This window comes from Rhizorhabdus dicambivorans, from assembly GCF_002355275.1.
In the GTDB taxonomy this organism is placed as follows: domain Bacteria; phylum Pseudomonadota; class Alphaproteobacteria; order Sphingomonadales; family Sphingomonadaceae; genus Rhizorhabdus; species Rhizorhabdus dicambivorans.
In genome coordinates this window covers 2,461,903-2,478,667 of record NZ_CP023449.1, presented here as the reverse complement: position 1 = coordinate 2,478,667, position 16,765 = coordinate 2,461,903, and the positions used below count along the sequence as shown (strand labels likewise).

At 65.2% G+C, this 16,765-nt stretch carries 14 protein-coding genes, 1 tRNA gene and 1 pseudogene; 8 read left to right on the top strand and 8 right to left on the bottom strand.

What is annotated here, in order from left to right; genetic code table 11:
• Positions 1 to 107 precede the first annotated feature (107 nt).
• The 3 genes from CMV14_RS11780 to CMV14_RS11770 all read left to right on the top strand — a co-directional run bounded on the left by CMV14_RS11780 (position 108) and on the right by CMV14_RS11770 (position 1,175).
• Positions 108 to 497: a hypothetical protein gene (locus CMV14_RS11780; protein WP_066959075.1), complete on the top strand. Its 390-nt coding sequence runs from the start codon at positions 108 to 110 to the stop codon at positions 495 to 497.
• A 63-nt stretch (positions 498 to 560) separates the two neighbouring features.
• A tRNA-Arg gene (locus CMV14_RS11775) sits at positions 561 to 637 on the top strand.
• Between the two features lie 166 nt (positions 638 to 803).
• Positions 804 to 1,175, top strand: a complete 372-nt coding sequence (locus CMV14_RS11770; protein WP_066959074.1) for a YciI family protein — start codon at positions 804 to 806, stop codon at positions 1,173 to 1,175.
• Positions 1,176 to 1,188: 13 nt separating this feature from the next.
• Here the strand turns inward: CMV14_RS11770 and CMV14_RS11765 are convergent, their stop codons facing one another.
• The 6 genes from CMV14_RS11765 to CMV14_RS11740 form a co-directional block, all read right to left on the bottom strand.
• Positions 1,189 to 1,578: a DUF1801 domain-containing protein gene (locus CMV14_RS11765; RefSeq protein ID WP_083215652.1), complete on the bottom strand. Its 390-nt coding sequence runs from the start codon at positions 1,576 to 1,578 to the stop codon at positions 1,189 to 1,191.
• Between the two features lie 83 nt (positions 1,579 to 1,661).
• Complete coding sequence (locus tag CMV14_RS11760; protein WP_066959072.1) at positions 1,662 to 2,666, bottom strand: DUF4402 domain-containing protein; 1,005 nt, start codon at positions 2,664 to 2,666, stop codon at positions 1,662 to 1,664.
• A complete protein-coding gene (locus CMV14_RS11755) occupies positions 2,666 to 5,386 on the bottom strand; it encodes a hypothetical protein (protein ID WP_066959071.1) in 2,721 nt (906 codons plus the stop codon). Before CMV14_RS11755 ends, CMV14_RS11760 begins: the two co-directional genes overlap by 1 nt.
• Positions 5,387 to 5,388: 2 nt before the next feature.
• Positions 5,389 to 6,330, bottom strand: coding sequence for a fimbrial biogenesis chaperone (locus CMV14_RS11750; protein ID WP_083215651.1), 942 nt, complete (start codon positions 6,328 to 6,330; stop codon positions 5,389 to 5,391).
• A 54-nt stretch (positions 6,331 to 6,384) separates the two neighbouring features.
• On the bottom strand, positions 6,385 to 6,978 hold the full coding sequence (locus tag CMV14_RS11745) for a DUF4402 domain-containing protein (protein WP_066959070.1): 594 nt from the start codon (positions 6,976 to 6,978) through the stop codon (positions 6,385 to 6,387).
• A 110-nt stretch (positions 6,979 to 7,088) separates the two neighbouring features.
• Positions 7,089 to 7,622, bottom strand: coding sequence for a DUF4402 domain-containing protein (locus CMV14_RS11740; protein WP_066959069.1), 534 nt, complete (start codon positions 7,620 to 7,622; stop codon positions 7,089 to 7,091).
• A gap of 232 nt (positions 7,623 to 7,854) precedes the next feature.
• Here CMV14_RS11740 and CMV14_RS27500 point away from each other — a divergent pair.
• The 4 genes and pseudogenes from CMV14_RS27500 to CMV14_RS11725 form a co-directional block, all read left to right on the top strand.
• Positions 7,855 to 8,898 (top strand): annotated as a pseudogene (locus CMV14_RS27500) (glycosyltransferase family 4 protein); the annotation flags it as partial.
• A gap of 62 nt (positions 8,899 to 8,960) precedes the next feature.
• Positions 8,961 to 9,155, top strand: coding sequence for a glycosyltransferase (locus tag CMV14_RS27145; RefSeq protein WP_238147326.1), 195 nt, complete (start codon positions 8,961 to 8,963; stop codon positions 9,153 to 9,155).
• Positions 9,152 to 10,720: a hypothetical protein gene (locus CMV14_RS11730; RefSeq protein ID WP_066959068.1), complete on the top strand. Its 1,569-nt coding sequence runs from the start codon at positions 9,152 to 9,154 to the stop codon at positions 10,718 to 10,720. The genes CMV14_RS27145 and CMV14_RS11730 overlap by 4 nt, the downstream gene beginning before the upstream one ends.
• A 23-nt stretch (positions 10,721 to 10,743) precedes the next feature.
• Positions 10,744 to 11,895 (top strand): glycosyltransferase, encoded by a 1,152-nt coding sequence (locus tag CMV14_RS11725; RefSeq protein WP_066959067.1) that lies wholly within the window; start codon positions 10,744 to 10,746, stop codon positions 11,893 to 11,895.
• A gap of 47 nt (positions 11,896 to 11,942) precedes the next feature.
• Here the strand turns inward: CMV14_RS11725 and CMV14_RS11720 are convergent, their stop codons facing one another.
• On the bottom strand, positions 11,943 to 14,495 hold the full coding sequence (locus CMV14_RS11720; RefSeq protein ID WP_066959066.1) for an HWE histidine kinase domain-containing protein: 2,553 nt from the start codon (positions 14,493 to 14,495) through the stop codon (positions 11,943 to 11,945).
• 4 nt (positions 14,496 to 14,499) lie between these two features.
• Complete coding sequence (locus tag CMV14_RS11715) at positions 14,500 to 15,051, bottom strand: biliverdin-producing heme oxygenase (RefSeq protein ID WP_066959065.1); 552 nt, start codon at positions 15,049 to 15,051, stop codon at positions 14,500 to 14,502.
• 135 nt (positions 15,052 to 15,186) lie between these two features.
• Here CMV14_RS11715 and CMV14_RS11710 point away from each other — a divergent pair, with 135 nt between their 5' ends.
• Positions 15,187 to 16,755: a phospholipase D-like domain-containing protein gene (locus tag CMV14_RS11710; RefSeq protein WP_066959064.1), complete on the top strand. Its 1,569-nt coding sequence runs from the start codon at positions 15,187 to 15,189 to the stop codon at positions 16,753 to 16,755.
• Positions 16,756 to 16,765 lie beyond the last annotated feature (10 nt).

Here is a 16,765-nt window from a genome sequence, read left to right as displayed (position 1 = left end):
GCCATGGCGACGAATTTTCCAGCAACCAAAGCCTGTTTTTCAGCGTATATGGAAATATCGGATCGCCGGCTCCAGACCCGCGACCGCCATCCGAGAGGAGACAAGCGATGCGCAGGATGATCGCAGGCGCACTGGTGCTGGCCGCGGCGGCGGCAACGGGCCTGTCCGCCGATGCACGGCCGCTCAAGCCCGAGCAGGAAGCGAAGATCAGACCCGTCGGCAAGCCCGAGAAATGCATTCAGATCCGGTCGATCACCAGCAGCCGGGTACGCGACGACAGCACGATCGATTTCTACATGGCGGGCCGCAAGGTCTATCGCAACAAGCTGCCGCACAGCTGCCCCGGCCTCGGCTTCGAGGAGCGGTTCAGCTTCGCCACCTCGCTGTCGCAACTCTGCTCGGTCGACATCATCACCGTGCTGCGCACCCCGCCCGGTATCGGCGGCCCCAGCTGCGGCCTTGGCGAGTTCCAGCCGATCACCGGCGCCCCGAAATAGGTGGGGACGATTTCCCGAAAGTGGCTAGCGGTGCCCGGCACGCTTTGCTAAGCGCCCCTCGACGCACCCGTAGCTCAGCTGGATAGAGCGCTGCCCTCCGAAGGCAGAGGCCAGGGGTTCGAATCCCTTCGGGTGCGCCAAGATTTCCACAAGACCTTCCATCGAACCCGTCAGCTGGCCCTGGGCCGCCGGTTCGCGCTAACTCGACTCCCGCAGGAAATTGACCGACGATGTCGGTTTCCGGCGACGCCGCGCGTCGTTCCGGTGTTCGGCCGGCGGGCCGGCTCCAACCGAAGGAGACATACGATGCGCGTGCTTGTGCTGGTGAAAGCGACCGAAGACAGCGAGAAGGGCTTCGTGCCGACACCCGAGGCCCAGGAGATGATGGAGGCGATGGGCCGTTATAATGATGAGCTCGCAAAGGCCGGCATCCTGGTGACGGCCGACGGCCTCAAGCCTTCGTCGGCCGGCAAGCGCGTAGCGTTCGACGGCGCCGGCCGCTCGGTGATCGACGGGCCTTTCGCGCACCCGCGCGAACTGGTCGCCGGCTTCTGGCTGTGGGAGGTCAAGGACATGGACGAGGCAGTGGCCTGGGTGAAGCGCTGTCCCAACCCCATGCCGGGGCCGAGCGAGATCGAGATTCGTCCGGTCTATGAAATGGCCGATCTACAGGGATAAGTCAGCCCGGCGGCTATTTCCGTTTGCGGGAAGCATTCATCGCCGCCGCTGCCCGGATGAGGGCGATCAGCGCCGCACCATCGATCGCCTCACCCTCGCGGATATCGATCGCCCGGCGGGCATTGCCTTCCAGGCTGGAATTGAACAGCCCGGCGGGATCAGGCAGCGATGCACCCCGCGCGAAGGTGAGCTTGACCACGGCCTTATAGGTCTCTCCGGTGCACAGGATGCCGTCCTGTTCCCACACCGGAACGTCGCGCCATTTCCAGCTTTCCTCGACCTGGGGAAGCGCCTCATGGATCAGCGCGCGGACCTTGGCCAGCACCTGCCCACGCCAGTCGCCCAGTTCGGCGATCCTGATATCGATCTGCTCGGAAGGAGATCGGTCATTCCCGCTGCCCATGGATGCCTCCCGCATATCGGCGCCGGATCGGCGTGCCCTTGACCCACCGAAGCCGCAAGGCCGCACGAGCGCAGCCGAACCGCTCAGTTATAGGTGACGTTGATGATGAGGGTACCCGAATATTGCCCATAGGGCGTGGACGGCGATACGGTGATGGTCCCACCGATGCCGAGCACCAGCGTCCCCGACGCCGGCATGGTGACGTTGCCGCTGTTGGTCTTGCTCAGCGTCACCGACAGCGTGTTGGCGCCACTCGACATGATGAGATTGCCGGTCGGCACATAGGAGATGTTGAAGGTCTTGCTGGGCTCCCCGTTGATCGTGACCTGGGTGCGCCCAGAAGGGGGGCCGACCACGGGAATCGGCGGGTTGGTGCCGCCCGTCGTCCGCGCGCCGGTCGCGTTGTTGATGATCACCGTGCCGGAAGCGCCGGAGGTCCGCCGCACCAGCGTACCGAAGTTAAGGTTGGAATCGATCGTGGTGCGCAGCGAGCGGCGCACGGTAATCGTCGCCGCGGCCGTCCTTCCCGTGGTGGGGTCGGTCGGATCCTTGTCCGCGTAGACATAATAGGTGCTGGTCAGGGCGCCCGTACCTCCTTCGAGATTGTCGCCCTCGACGCGCAGTTTGGTGTCCAGGTAGAAAGTCCGGGTATTGTTGTTTCCGGTGAAACCCGAGACCGTGAAATCGAGGGTCTGGCCGGTGGTGGTGCCGGCGAGCACCCCGGTGTTGCCCGTGGCAATGAACTCCGTGAACTCCTTCGCGCGACCGCCACTGTTCACAAGATTGCCGACCTTGACCCGCGCCTTGTTGGCCACCTGCGCGCAAGGGTTTGGGGTGCCCGACGCGGTGCAACGGATCGTCACCGTCGCCCTGCTTACCGTCCCCTTGATGCGGGCGCCGCTGCCAGACACAGCGGTGACTGAGGACATGTTCTGGAAAAAGATGGTATCGCCGATTTCAGCCGACGCCACTTCGCCGAACGCGGTAATGGGACTGATATTCGTCACGGCATAGGTCTGCGCGAGACCGGCCGTGGGAATGGCGGCAATGATGGCTACCGATACACAAGGGATAGCGGCCGACCGCATCAGTCGAACCGCACCATGGCCTGAACATCGGGCGCCGGGCCGCCCTGCGCCGGGATTATGAACTCGGCAGGCGCCTCAAAGCGCATATTCAGCCGCTTCGCCTGGCTCTGGTCCAGTTCGAGCCGGTAGCGGCCCGGACGCAAGGCGTCGAACAGGAAGCTGCCGTCATATTCGGTCAGCCCGTCATGCGTTTCGCCATTATCGCCCACCGCACGCAACATCACAGCAGAAAGCCCCGTTTTACGCTCCCCGCGTCGGATGGAGATGGTGACCATCACCTCACCCTTCGCCTGGATGGGGTAGTTTATTACGGCTACGCTCCCAGCGCGAGGATTGAATTCGACGATGGAGGGCGGCCCGGCCACATTATCGAGCTGAACATTATCCAGATTGGTCTGAACCTGGGCGACCGTATTGTACCCGAGCCCGGTGACGAGCGCGCGGCCCTTGGCATCGGTAACGATCTCCTCACCCTGCGGGCCTTTCGCGACGACGCCGGCAACGGGCTCTTCACCCGTGTCGAAGCGGCCATTGCCGTTGTCGTCCAGCCAGGCTCGTATCGCCGCATTGCCACCCGAGGCCGCTCCCGGCCGGCGCGCGCTATAGCCGCCACCCAGCGGGTTGTTGACGAGGCTGAAGGCAAGCTGGATGCCGATCCGCCAATCATGGTTCGGCCGGCTATACTGGCCATCCAGCGACAGGTCCGCAAAGGGCAGGCGCTTGATCGCCGACAGCTGCAGGGTTGTGTCCTTCTCGTCCTGGAAACTCTGGCCGAGACCGACACGCAGCGCGGTCGTCTCGGAGAGATCCCGGTCGGCGGTGAGCGCGAAAGAGCGCAATTCCGCCTTGGGCACCAGCCCATAGTCCAGCGATGCGCGCAACTGCCACTGGAAGGCCGCGAAGGACGAGGCGCTGAACACGCCAGCAATCCGGTTTCTGGGCCCGCCGGTGGCCGGATCGAAGCGCTCGAAATCGAAACCCGCCGAGACATAGACGCCGCCCAGTGCCGACGAAGCGCGGAACAGCCCGTTCAGGCTGACATCGCCACTGGCATATTGATCGCGCGAAACCCGCATCGACATCGGGATCGATATCCTTTCGGTGGGGCGGAGCGCCCAGTCGAGATCGATCTCGCTCGACCGGGTCAAGGCACGGCCGTCGCCGCCGCGCGGAACGGTCTCGTCGACGAAGGCCTTGCGATATTCCGAATGGCGAACGACCGTGGAGAAGCCCCCCAGCTGCCCGGCGAGCGCGACCGCCGCCGCGGTGCCGCCCTGGTCGTCATGCGCGACGTCCACCTGGGTGGCCATGCCACGGATCGAGGTGCGCACGCCCGTCGTGGCGACGATCCGCTTGTCCAGCCCGGTCGGCGAATAGGTGGCGATGCCGCCGGACAGGGTGACGCCCTCGCTCAGTCCATAGGCGATGTTCGCGGCCACGCGCAGATCGCCGACGCCCGGGCTGGTGATCATGCCCGACTCCTTGGCGGACAGGTCTATCACCGTCTTTTCCTGCTGCGCCGCGCCGAAATCGACGACGAACTGGCCCTTTTCCAGCTGGCCGCCACCGACATTGACGACCCGCACGTCCTCGGTCCGTTCGCCGCGCGGGCCATAGGCGATAATGCGGATGATGTTGATCCCGCGGGTCAGCGGCACGTCGCGGAACTCGTAGCGCCCCTGGACCGGGGTGGATTGGCCGCTGCGCAGCACGTCGTTGACGTAAAGCTCGACATCATAACCGAGCGGCAGTTCACCGCGCAGATCGATCCGGCCGAAGCTGGTGGTCTGGGTCAGCGGCGCCGTGCTGAAGGCGACACCCCGTCCCGCCAGGCTGCGCGCGCCCAGCGCCAGCGGCGGCGTAAAGATGTCGCCCGCCGAGAAGCGGGTGAGCCCCAGCGGCCCCAGCGCCTTGCCATTCGCATCGCGGCGCTCGAGCAGGACGCGCGCGGTCGCCGGCTTGCCCTTGTTGTCCGAGCCCACATAGCCCTGGAAATTGCTGAACAGCAGATCCCCGCCCGCGCGCACATCGTAGCGATAGGGATATCGGGGCGTGCGTTCCTGCGCGCCCGCCTCCAGCGATACGTCGAAGCTCGGCAGCGATAAGAGTGCGGGCGGCGACCGGACCTTGTAGACATCCTCGCGGCTGGCACTGCCGTCGGACTGGAGCCCGCGCAACCGCTTGAGCCGATCGAGCCGCGACTGGATCGGCAAGGGTTCGAGCGCGGTCAGCTCCATCCGCAGCGACTGTTCGTCAAAGCGGAGGCGGACGGGCAGCAGCTTTTCCAGCAGCGCCGGCCGCACATAGATGTCGTTCGCACCGATCACCATGTCGCCGGGCAGCAGCAACAGGGTGGTGCCATCGACGCGGACGATTCCGTGAGCCATGTCGGCGAGGATCGAACGGCGTGCCTCGCCGATCGTGCCGATGATCCGGCGTTCGCCGAGTTGGGGGTTGAGATCGGCGTCGAGCAGGCGGGACAGCTCACCCACCGGGATGTAGAGCCCCTGCCCGCTCGCATAGACGCCCAGCGAATCGGTGATGCTCAGCCGGTCGAGGATGACTTCGACCAGCAGGAGATCATTGTCGTTTATCGGATCATCCGTCGCCTCGAACAGCTCGCTCGACGGTTCGACGGACAGGCCGGCGGCCTGCCCCCTGGTGGAACTCGACGCAAATGCAAACAATACCGAGAGAAGGGCCGCCGCTTTGGGCGGCACCCTCACGGCGCGGAGAGGGAGGTTTTGCTGAGGATCTTACCCGGTGACGTATCATCGTCGCGGAACTGGATTTCGATCGCCTCGCCGGCCGCGGGTATCCGCGTCAGCGCGATCTTGACCTGCCGTCGATCGATCTCCGGATAAACGCCGATCCCGCGTACCACGCCGATCGGCTCTTCCCCCTTCCTGCTCCCCCTCACCTCGAGATCGCCGTACAGCGAATTGACGCCCATCCGGACCAGATCGAAGTTGAGCATCGCCGTCCTGACCGGCGGCGCCTTGCCATCGGGCGATATCGTTTCGAAGCCGATCGCCGCATTTTCGATGCCCGCGCGGACGTCGACCGGCCCCACCCGAAGGATCACGGGAATCGAGATAGCCAGTACCGAGTTGATCCGGAACGACAATTCGCCTTCCTTGCGGCCCGCCGCCTGCTCCGCGGTCAGGCCAGTGTCGGCCGGCGGGATGCCGGTCACCGTCAGGTGGCTGCGATATTCGCCAGGGGCGAGTTCCGCGCTTGGCGTGGCGCGGACCCGGATGGCCTGGCCGCCCCCCGCCGCGATGCGAATCCGGCGCGGCGTCGCGACGAGATAGGCCTTGGCCGATTTGAAACGGGCGGCTTCCGGCTTGTCCTGTGCCTCGGTGACGGGGACGATCTGCCCGTCGGGCAGCATCACCCGGTCGATCAGCTCGACGTCGAACGATCCGCTGCTGCCACCTCCGCTCGCGACCGAGATCGTCGCAGATTTGCCGGGGCGATCGAAGATCACGCGTTTCGGGTTGAGGTTGACGCTGGCGGCTCCCCCCGGTGCCGCGAGCACGGCGGGTTGACCCTGGGCAAGAAGGGCGGCGGGAAATGCCGCTGCCGCCACCCCGACCAACGCCACATTGCCTATCCATTGACGGCGCGTGCGCCGCATCGCTTCGGTGCCGATCAATGCCATCTTTTTTGCATCACCCCTGCTGACAGGCGAAGCCCGCTCGCCGACAGCTTATCTTTAATTATATTGGACGGCTACGATCAACACGCCAGCATAGTCGCCGGAAGTTGTGGATGGATTTGGCTGCACCTGGCCCCCGACGTTGAATGCGAGCGCCCCGGTGCCATCGGGCGTCGCGATCAGCCGGCTCGCGCCCAAAGGGCCGGTGGAAAGGCTGGTCACGGTGTTGAACTCGACCTCGCCATCGCCGCTCAGCCGCAACAGCGAGACCGTCTGCGGCACCGCAATCGAGATGACCTGGTCGCGGTCCCCGATGATGGTGAAGCTCGCCCGGCTCTGCTCAACGCGGCTGATCACCTGGGCGATGTCGCGCTGAATCGATTCGGTGCCGATTCGCACCGCGCTGGCGGAGCCTGCCAGTGCCGTCGGCAGCGGCAGGCTCACCGCGCCGGCGCTGGTGCCAATATTGTTCATCAGCGGCAAGGTCACCGCGCCGATGACCATGCCCTGCTCAGTTGTGGCACTGCTAGGCTCGACTATCGAGACGCGCCCCTCGGTCGACGCCGTCGACTGCGCGCACAGCTGCGCAGCACCTGCGGCGAGGACCACCGCAAGCGCGCAACGCACGATCAGGAAAGGCGAACGGCCCATTCCCCACTCCGCCGCGCCGGAAGGGCAAAACCCTCCGCCGCATGAAACACGTCAACTGCTACCCGGCGATGCCGGCCCGATCGATATCAGGCCAGAACCGTGGGCAAAGCTCAGTTATAGTTGACCGTGGTCGAGAAGGTACCGCTATAATCGGCGCTTACGGTCGCGTTGGTGACAGTGAAGCTGCCGCCGACATAAAGCGTGCCGTCACCCGAGAAACCGCCGGTGCTGCCGAGCGAACCGCTCAGCGTGTCACTGGTCGCCTCGGGCGTCAGCGTGACGGTCAGGGTGTTGGCGCCCGCCGTCATGGGGAAGCTTGGCGGAACCGAGATCGCGACGGCCTGGCCGCCTTCACCGGTGACGGTGTAGGAAGCGCGGGTCTTGGTGCCGGTGCTGAGGATCACGGCCGTACCGCTGTCCACCGTCGGCGTGTCGGACGAGGTTGACATGGTGATGACGCTGCTGCCCGAGGACGGGCGGACGATCGTACCAAAGGCAAGGTTATTGACCTTGGTCAGGTTGATCGGCTGGATGATGCGGACCGAGCCTGTGGTCAGTTCCGAATCGGTTGCCTGTGCAAAAGCCGCAGTGCTGGCGCCCGCAACGAGAATCGCGGCCGTCACAATCTTGGAAAACGCGTTCATACTGCCCCCGAAAAAACGATGCTACAAAACTACTTAAACAGGAGCAGCCGGGCACAATCAGCCAGATCCGCTCCCCCGCGATACGATGGCGTCTATTCAGGAAACCCCCGTATCCTGACCGTCATGTACCATGACAGAGCCGTTACGGTAAGAGATTCTTTACGATTATCTGGTCCTAAATGGCTCGATTCCGGGCCTGGACGCCCCCTTCCGGACAATCGACCACTAATCAATGGCTTGTGTGGCAAGGCCGGAGACGTTTCGCTTCACTTTGCGAAAGAACGGCACGCGCGTTAGCGTCGCGCCGGGCCCCGGGGAAGGATTCGCGCAGTTGAACAGCAACGGCAGTGCAACGGCGCGAACCGGCCCGATCCTGCTCGTCACCAACATGATGCCGCCCCTGATCGGCGGCACGCCGATGGTCTATGACCGGCTCGCTCGTCACGCTGCGCCTTGCCTCCATGTGCTGAGCGCCTGGCGGGATCCAGACGAGGCCCGCCCGATCCCCGGTTGGCGGGAGAGCGACAGCGGCAAGCCCTATCCGATCAGCCGCATAGCCTGGCTGCGCCCACCCATAGCCGAACCGCTTCGCCGCCGGATCGGGCTGCTCGACCTGCTGCTGGTCGACATCCCGGTGATGCTGTTCGTTTTCTGCGCCGTAGCCCTCAAGGCGATCCGGACCGGCGCGCGGACGATCGTCCTGGGCGAACTTCAGGGGCTCGGCTGGCTCGGTATATTGCTGTCGCTGCTCACGCCCTGGCGTATCGTGATCTACACCCATGGCGAGGAGGTGGTGCAGACCGCCTATAACCGCCTCGCCCGCCTGCGCGGGCCGGCGCTGCGCGCGAGCGACCTCATCCTCACCGTGTCCGGCTTCACCCGCGACCGGATGATATCCGACTTCGGCGTGGCGCCCGAGCGCATCCGGCTGGTGCCCAACGGCGTCGACCTCGACCGCTTTACCCCTGGCGACCAGAGTCCGGGCGAGCCTTTCATCCTCGGCGTGGGCCGCCTGATCGAGCGCAAGGGCTTCGACCGGCTGATCGAGGCCTTCGCCGCGATCGCAGCCGACTTCCCCGATGTCCGCCTGCGCATCGCCGGCACTGGGGCGCAGGAGGACAGTCTCCGCGCCATCGCCGTGCGGCTGGGGGTGGCCGATCGGGTAGATCTGCTCGGCGGCGTCAGCGATGCCGATCTGCTCGACCTCTATCGCCGCTGTACCTTCTTCGCGATGCCGAACCGCACGCTCGCCGATGGCGACACCGAGGGCTTCGGCTTGATCTTTCTGGAAGCCAATGCCTGCGGCAAGGCGGTGGTCGGCGGCCGCGCGGGGGGGCGGTGGACGCGATCATCGATGGCGAGACCGGCCTGCTCGTCGACGGTGCCGACGGCAGCTCGGTCGCGCAGGCGCTCCGTCGGCTGCTGTCCGACGACGCCCTGCGCGACAGGCTGGCGCGGGGCGGGCTTGCGCATGCGCGCCGTCTGGGCTGGGATCACACGGCGAAACTCTTTCTCGGGGCGGTGGGCGGATGAAGGCGCGCAATCGATCGGGCGGCACGCCGGGCTGGTGGTCCTCCCCCATCTATGTGGCGCTGCTGCTACTGCTGATGGCAGTCCCCCTGCTATGGCCCGCCTTCCCGCCACTCGACGATGTGCCGACCCATATGGGTCGTTTCCGCATCCAGGCGGGGATGGCGGACGCGCCCACCCTGGCCGCGATCTTCTCGATCCACTGGATACCGGTCGGCAACCTCGGGGCCGATATGCTCGTCTGGCTGATCCAGCCCTGGTTCGGCATCGAGCTCGCGACGAAGATCGTCGTCATCCTCATTCCGGTGATATCGGCCGGCGGGCTGCTGCTGATCGCGAAGGAGGCGCATGGCGAATTGCCCGCGTCGGCTGCCTTCGCGCTGCCGCTGATCTACGGCTATGCCTTCCATTATGGTTTCATCAACTTCTCGCTGGCGGCGGGCCTTGCCTTCCTGCTGTTCGGCCTCGTGCTGCGTTACCAGCGGCTGAAGCGGCCGCTGGTCTGGCGGATGCTGATCCTGCTGGGCAGCGTCGTCATCTATTTCGCCCACATCTTCGGCTGGGTGGTGTTCGGGCTGCTGGTCGGCGGCAACGCGCTCTATCGCCATGTCACCGGCTGGAGGATCAGCCTTGGGATGATCCGGGCGGTGTTGCTGGAAGGACTGCTGCTCGGCCTGCCGCTGATCCCGATCATGGCTTGGCGCAGCGGCGACAATGGCGGTGAGACCAGCGCCTATTTCGACATCCTGCACAAATGGGGCTGGGTCGAAAGCGCGATGCGCGACCGCTGGGTGCAGTGGGACGGGATGTCGGCGCTGTTGTGCGTCGGGCTGATCGCGCTTGGAATTGTCGGCATCGCCCGGATGAACCGGCGGCTGCTCGTCATCTTCCTGGTGATGGTGGCCTTCTACATCTTCATCCCCTACGCCTTTTTCGGCCTGATCTACGCCGACATGCGGATCGCGCCGCTGATGCTGGCGATCGGCATCGTCGCGCTTGCCCCCCGGCGCGGCTGGGGCCGTACCGCCACCGCCTTCATCGGCCTGCTCGCCTTCGGCTTCGTCGCGGCGCGCACTGCGACCACGACCGTCAGCTATGCCCGATATGCGCAGGACCATGACCGCTGGCTAAAGGCACTGCCGCATATTCCCAGCGGTGCTCGTGTGGTCGCCCTTATCGCCCCGCCCTGCCCGCGCGGCTGGAACGTGCCCCGTATCGTCCACCTGCCGAGCATGGCGATCGTGCGGCGCGGCGCCTTCGCCAACGACCAGTTCGAGATGCCGGGCGCGCAACTTGTCGAGGTCGGCCCCTCGATCCCGCGCGACTTCGCCTATCACAGCAGCGAACAGGTCCGCCTGCCCGGCTGCGACCGGCCGGAGCCGCTGCTGGCGGAGCGGATCGCACGGATACCACAGGGCGCGTTCGATCATCTCTGGCTGCTTGGCGTCGATCCCGCCAACCGGCCGAAGGAGAAATGGCTCAGGCCGATATGGTTCGACGAGCGCAGCGTGCTCTATGCGATCGTTCGACAGAAACCCGCCGCCGCTGCTAAAGCGCGCGCGCAGTAGCTTATGTGTTGGGGGGTGGCGCGATGAGCATGATCGAGGGCAAGAACGGGCGCAAGGGCAAGCTGACGGCGCCGGAACTGTCGATCATCATCCCGACCTATAACGAGCGCGGCAACATCGCGGCGCTGGTCGATGCCGTGCGCAAGGCACTGGGCGCGATCCCTTGGGAGATGATCATCGTCGACGATGACAGCCCCGATCAGACCTTCAATGAGGTAGCGAGGCTCGCCCGCGACGAACCACGGCTGCGCTGCCTGCGCCGGGTCGGCCGGCGCGGCCTCTCCTCGGCCGTAATCGAGGGGGTGATGGTCGCCAATGGCGGTGCGATCGCGGTGATGGATGCCGATTTCCAGCATGACGAGCGCATCCTGGGCGCGATGTATGAAAAGCTGGTCGGCAATCATGCCGACATCGTCGTCGCCACGCGCTATGCCGAGGGCGGGGGGATCGGCGAATGGGACGCCAATCGGGCGAGGATGAGCGATTTCGCGACGCGCATGGCGGGAATGCTGGTCGGCAACCAGACCAGCGATCCGATGAGCGGCTTCTTCATGGTCCGCCGCGAGGTCTTCGCCGGGGTGATCTACGATCTCAGCCAGCAGGGCTACAAGATCCTGCTAGACATCATCAGTTCCAGCCATGTGCCGCTCAAGATCGAGGAGGTGCCCTACACCTTCCGCACCCGCCAGGAAGGGGAGAGCAAGATCAGCATCATGGTGCTGGCGCAATTTCTGTTCCTGATCATCGAGAAGCTGACCCACGGGCTGATCCCGCCCCGCTTCGCGCTGTTCAGCATCGTCGGTGGCTTCGGCCTGCTCGTTCACCTGACGGTTCTGAACTCGCTCAAGTTGTTCCACTTCGACTTCATGGCGGCGCAGATCACTGCGATCGGCGTGTCTATGGTGTCGAACTTCATTATGAACAATGAGTTCACCTATCGCGACCGGCGCCTGACCGGCCTGTCCTTCATTGCCGGCTTGATCCTGTTCTGCATCGTGTGCAGCTTCGGCGCGCTGGCCAACGTCGGCGTTGCGGAAATTGCCATCAAGCAGGTCAACAACTGGTCGTTCGCGGGCTTGGCCGGTGCGATCATGGGTGCGGTGTTCAACTTCTCGGCCGCGACGAGCCTGGTCTGGCGCCGTCCACGCAAGCGCATCTTCGCGGCGGCGGCATGAACCCTAGGACGCGATCTCAGAGAGATCGATCAACGAATTGAAATAATTCACCCTTTCGTCCGAATCCGGATCATCGCCTCGATGATCTCGCTGCGGCCATAGGGCTTGCTGATCACCTCCTGGCCCTGGAATTCCGGCGAGAGCTGGGCCTGCTCGCCATAGCCGCTGGCAAACAGGAAGGGGACGCCGCGGTTGCGCAGGTCCTCCGCCACCGACAGGCTCGAATCCCCGCCCAGATTGATATCGAGGATCGCGAAGTCGAAGGGCCCCTCGCCGAGCGCGTCGCGCGCCTGCCGAACCGAGGAGGCGGTGACCACCCGCGTGGCGCCCAGCGCCTTGAGCGCATCCTCGACATCGAGCGCGATCAGCATGCTGTCCTCGACCAGCAGGACATTGCGCGGAAAATCCTCGAGCACCTGCGAAGCGGTGCCGCCTTCGGCGTCGCCCGAACCGCTCACCGTTCCCTCCCCAACCGTGACGAAGCGGGCGGGGATTGTGAAGTCGGCCTCGAAACCGGTCAGCCGATAGGAGGTGTGCGCGCGACCGCCGAGGTCGTAGGGGATGGACCGTTCGATGATCGTCGTGCCGAAGCCCTTGCGCTCGGGCGCGCGAACCGGCGGGCCACCGGTCTCGCGCCAGGTGATCAGCAGCGACCCGTCGACATCGACACCCCAGCGCAGATCGACATGGCCGCTGTCGCTGAGCGCACCATATTTGGCGCAGTTCGTGATGAGTTCGTGCAACACCAGCGAAACAGTGTTGAACGCCACCGGATCGAGAGCGACCTTCGGCCCCGATAGACGGATGCGATCGCCATTGTCGCCCAGATAGGCGTTGGCCTCGGCGCGGACGAGCGGCTCGATCTCGGCTGGCCCCCAGCGCTTGACGGTGAGCTGGTCGTGCGCACGGGCGAGCGACTGGACCCTGCCTTCCAACGTCTGGGCGAACTCTTCATAGCTCTGCGCGCTGCCCCGCGTCCGCGCGATCAGGCTGCGCACGAGGCTGAGCACGTTGCGGACGCGATGATTGAGCTCGGCGATCAGCAGATCCTGCCGCTCATGCGCCCTCGCCTGATCGCTCTCACGACTTTCCGCGAGCAGCAGCACCACCTCCAGCAGCGAGGTGCGCACCGCCTCGGCGACCCGCTGCTCGGCGGAGGTGAAGGGTTCCGACACCCCTTGGACAAGCTGGCGCCACGCGTCGAAGCTCTTGCGCGGGGACAGTCGGACGCCGTTGGCATCCTCCTCCATCGCCTTCTGCGGATCGCCCGCCCAGCGCACCGACCGGATCTTCTCGCCACGGAACAGGACCACATAGTCGCGCGGCTTGCGCGAAATCGGCACGGCCAGCATCCCGGCCGCGCGCTCGGCATAGGCTGCGGCGGGCGCATGGATGCGGGCGATGCAGTCGGTGATGACGATCTGCGACGCAGCTCCCGAACTCAGGTCGCGCACCAGCGCGCGAAACTGCGCCTCGTCCGGCGCCATACCGGACAGCGAGACCTTGCCGTCGAGATAGACGCCAACGCCGTCATTGGGCACGGCGGCACTGATCGTCTCACCGATCCATTCCGGATTGTGGAGCAGATCGGCATCCTGGGCGACCACCGCCATCAGCCGATCGGTGATGGCCCGTGAGCGCTGCTCATAGGCCGCCGTTTCCTCCCGCTCGCGCGATTCCAGCATCATCGAGAACATCCGGCCGAACAGCTCGGCGGCGGTCCGCTGCTCCAGGGTCGGGCGGAGCGGGCTGTAATGATGGCAGGCGATCAGCCCCCATAGCCGGCCCTCGCAGACCACCGAGATCGACAGCGAAGCGCGCACCCCCATGTTCGACAGATATTCGATATGGACCCGCGAGACCGAGCGCAGCACCGACATCGACAGATCGAGCGGCTGGCCGTTGACGTCCATCTCGGGCAGCACCGGTGATCCGGGATCATCGAGATCGGCGATCAGCCGCAGGACGTTGCGCACATAGAGCGCTCGGGCCTGCTTGGGGATATCGGTTGCCGGATAGCGCAGGCCGAGGAAGGATTCGCGCTTCGACACCACCGATTCGGCCACCACCTCGCCCGCGCCGTCCTGGTCGAAACGATAGAGCATCACCCGGTCGAAGCCGGTGATCGCGCGTATCTGGCGCACCGCGTTGAGCCGGAAATTCTGCATCGAGGTGGCCTGGCTCTGACGCATCAGCATCGAGCGTACGGTGATGCCGATATCTTCATGCCCGGCGGGGCCGCTCGGCTCGCCCTCGATGATGATCATGCTATGGCTGAAGTGGATAGCCACATCATATTCGGGCAGATCGGGCTTGAGCCGCACCCGCAGCAGCCGCTCGACCGAATCCTCGCCCTGGAGGTAGGCGATGCGGTTGCGGATATCGTGGACCGCGTCCTCCGACAGCACCTTGTCGAGCGGCTGGCCAAGCGCCGCGTCACAGGCGACGCCGATATGATCTACCAGATTCTCCGAGGCACGGCTGACCAGCCAATCGGCCGAGACCGCCAGCAGAAAGCCGAAACTCTGGATCGCACCAAGCAGATGTATGGGTTCGCGGTCGCACGCCGTCAGGTCGGGTTGGTCGACAAATTCGGTCAAAAGCTCAGCTTACCTTCGCGTGGGCGCTGTCAGTGGCCTGCCAGGCCCTTTCAAAGAGGCCGAACACGAACAGGGCGTCGTCAATGATCGCATCGCTATCACAGCCGTCACGATCCATCTGTAGCCTTGTCGACAATTGCCTCCATCCATCGATCTTCGCCGATTCCCTAAGGTAGGCGCAGGCCCGCCCGGCGAGGGATGGCGATACATCGCCGAGCATCCGCATCAGCACCGTCGAACCGAGGCGAGACCCTTCGAGCACATAGCGATGGCCGATCGACAGCGTGGCCGGCAGCGGCTCGTCGAGCGGTTTCGGCAGCGCCAGGCCCAGTTCATCCAGATCGGCTCTCAGCGCATCGGCCCGCGCCAGCGACCCTGGATCGAGCAAAGGCCGCAGGCTTTCCCAGGCCTGCGCCTGGGCGCTGAGGAACCGGCCATAGTCACTTTCGCTACCGAAATCGCCGGACCCAAACAGATTATCGACGCGCTGGTGAGCTGCCGCCGTCTCCGTTCGCAGCCGGTCACGCAGCGATGATGATGGTCGACCTTCGCTCAATCCGCAGAGCCCCCGAATATGACTATGGACCCATCACGGGATCCGATGGCACGAAACGAGCAACGGCGCGTTAGGGTCCGTGCAAAAAATGTTACGGGGCCAAAATCAGCACCCGAATTGAGCATCGAGCGGGGAATGTCGAGCGGAACCTTCCGGACTGGATCAAATTGCTGGCGGATCGAACGGGCATCGCGCTTCGCGGTGGTCGTCGATGCGGCCGATTATTTCCGCGTGGCGCGCGATGCCATGCTACAGGCGCGCGAGCAGATCGTGCTGGTCGGCTGGGACGTCGATCCGCGCATCCTGCTGGACCCCGATGCGGAGTGTGGCGAAGGAGATCCCCCCAACTGCCTCGCCGATTTCATCCCATGGCTCGCCAAGCGCCGACCCGAACTGCGGATCAACCTGCTGATCTGGAACATGGGCTTCATCAAGATGCTCGCCCGCGGCTTCTCGATCTTCACCCTCGCCCGCTGGCGCCTGAGCCGCCACGTCACGATCCGCTTCGACAGCAGCCATCCGATCGGTGCCACCCATCATCAAAAGCTGCTGGTGATCGACGACAGCATCGCGATGTGCGGGGGGATCGACATGACCTCGGACCGCTGGGACACGCCGGAGCATCGCGACCGGGATCCGCGGCGGCGGCTGCCGGGCGGGCGTCCCTACATGCCCTGGCACGACACCGCCGGCATGGTCGAGGGGCCGGCGGCGGCGGCTCTCGGCGATCTGGCGCGTGACCGCTGGCGCCGCGCGACCGGGCGGGTCCTGCCCACCCCCGCGCGCCATGAGGCGTCCTGGCCCGACGGCATCGAGCCACTGGTCCGCGACCGGGCCGTGGCGATCGCACGGACCCTGCCGCGCAGCGAAGGCGAAGACGACGTGCGCGAGATCGAGCAGCTCTATGTCGACATGATCGCGGCGGCGAAGCGCTTCATCTATGCCGACAACCAGTATTTCGCCTCGCGCCGGGTTGCCGAGGCCATCGCCGAGCGGCTGCGCGAACGCAATGGCCCCGAAATCGTCATCGTCAATCCCACGAGCGCCGACGGCTGGCTCCAGGAGGCGGTGATGGGAAGCGCCCGCGCGGCGCTGTTCGCCGCGTTGGGCGATCTCGACCGACATGACCGGTTCGACATCTACACGCCCGTCACCACCGCCCAGAAGGACATCTATGTCCACAGCAAGCTCATGATCGTCGACGACCGGATATTGCGGGTAGGTTCGTCGAACATGAACAACCGCTCGATGGGTCTCGACAGCGAATGCGACATCGCGATCGAGAGCGAGGACGGCGAAGCGCCCGATGCGGCGATCCGGTCCCTGCGCGAACGGTTGATGGCCGAGCATCTCGGCACCACGCCCGAAGCGGTGCGCGACGCCTTCGACAGCACGGGATCGCTGATCGGGACGATCGAATGCCTCAGAGGCGAGGGAAAGACGCTCGTGCCGTTCGACCCTGGCGACTGGAGCGACGCCACCCTCGCGATCGGCACCACCGAGATGCTGGATCCGGAATCGGTCGACGAACGGTTCGAGCCGCTATCGACCCGCGGCCTGTTCCGCGGCTTCCTGCGGCGCGGCACGCGCGAGCTGTTCCACAGGGTACGCGAACGCCGCCGGAGGAGGCGCGAACGCAATCGCGGACGCTGGCGGCGCAAATTCCGGCAGATATGGGAAGTGGCGAAGGGCGGCGAGGAATAGTTCCCCGCCG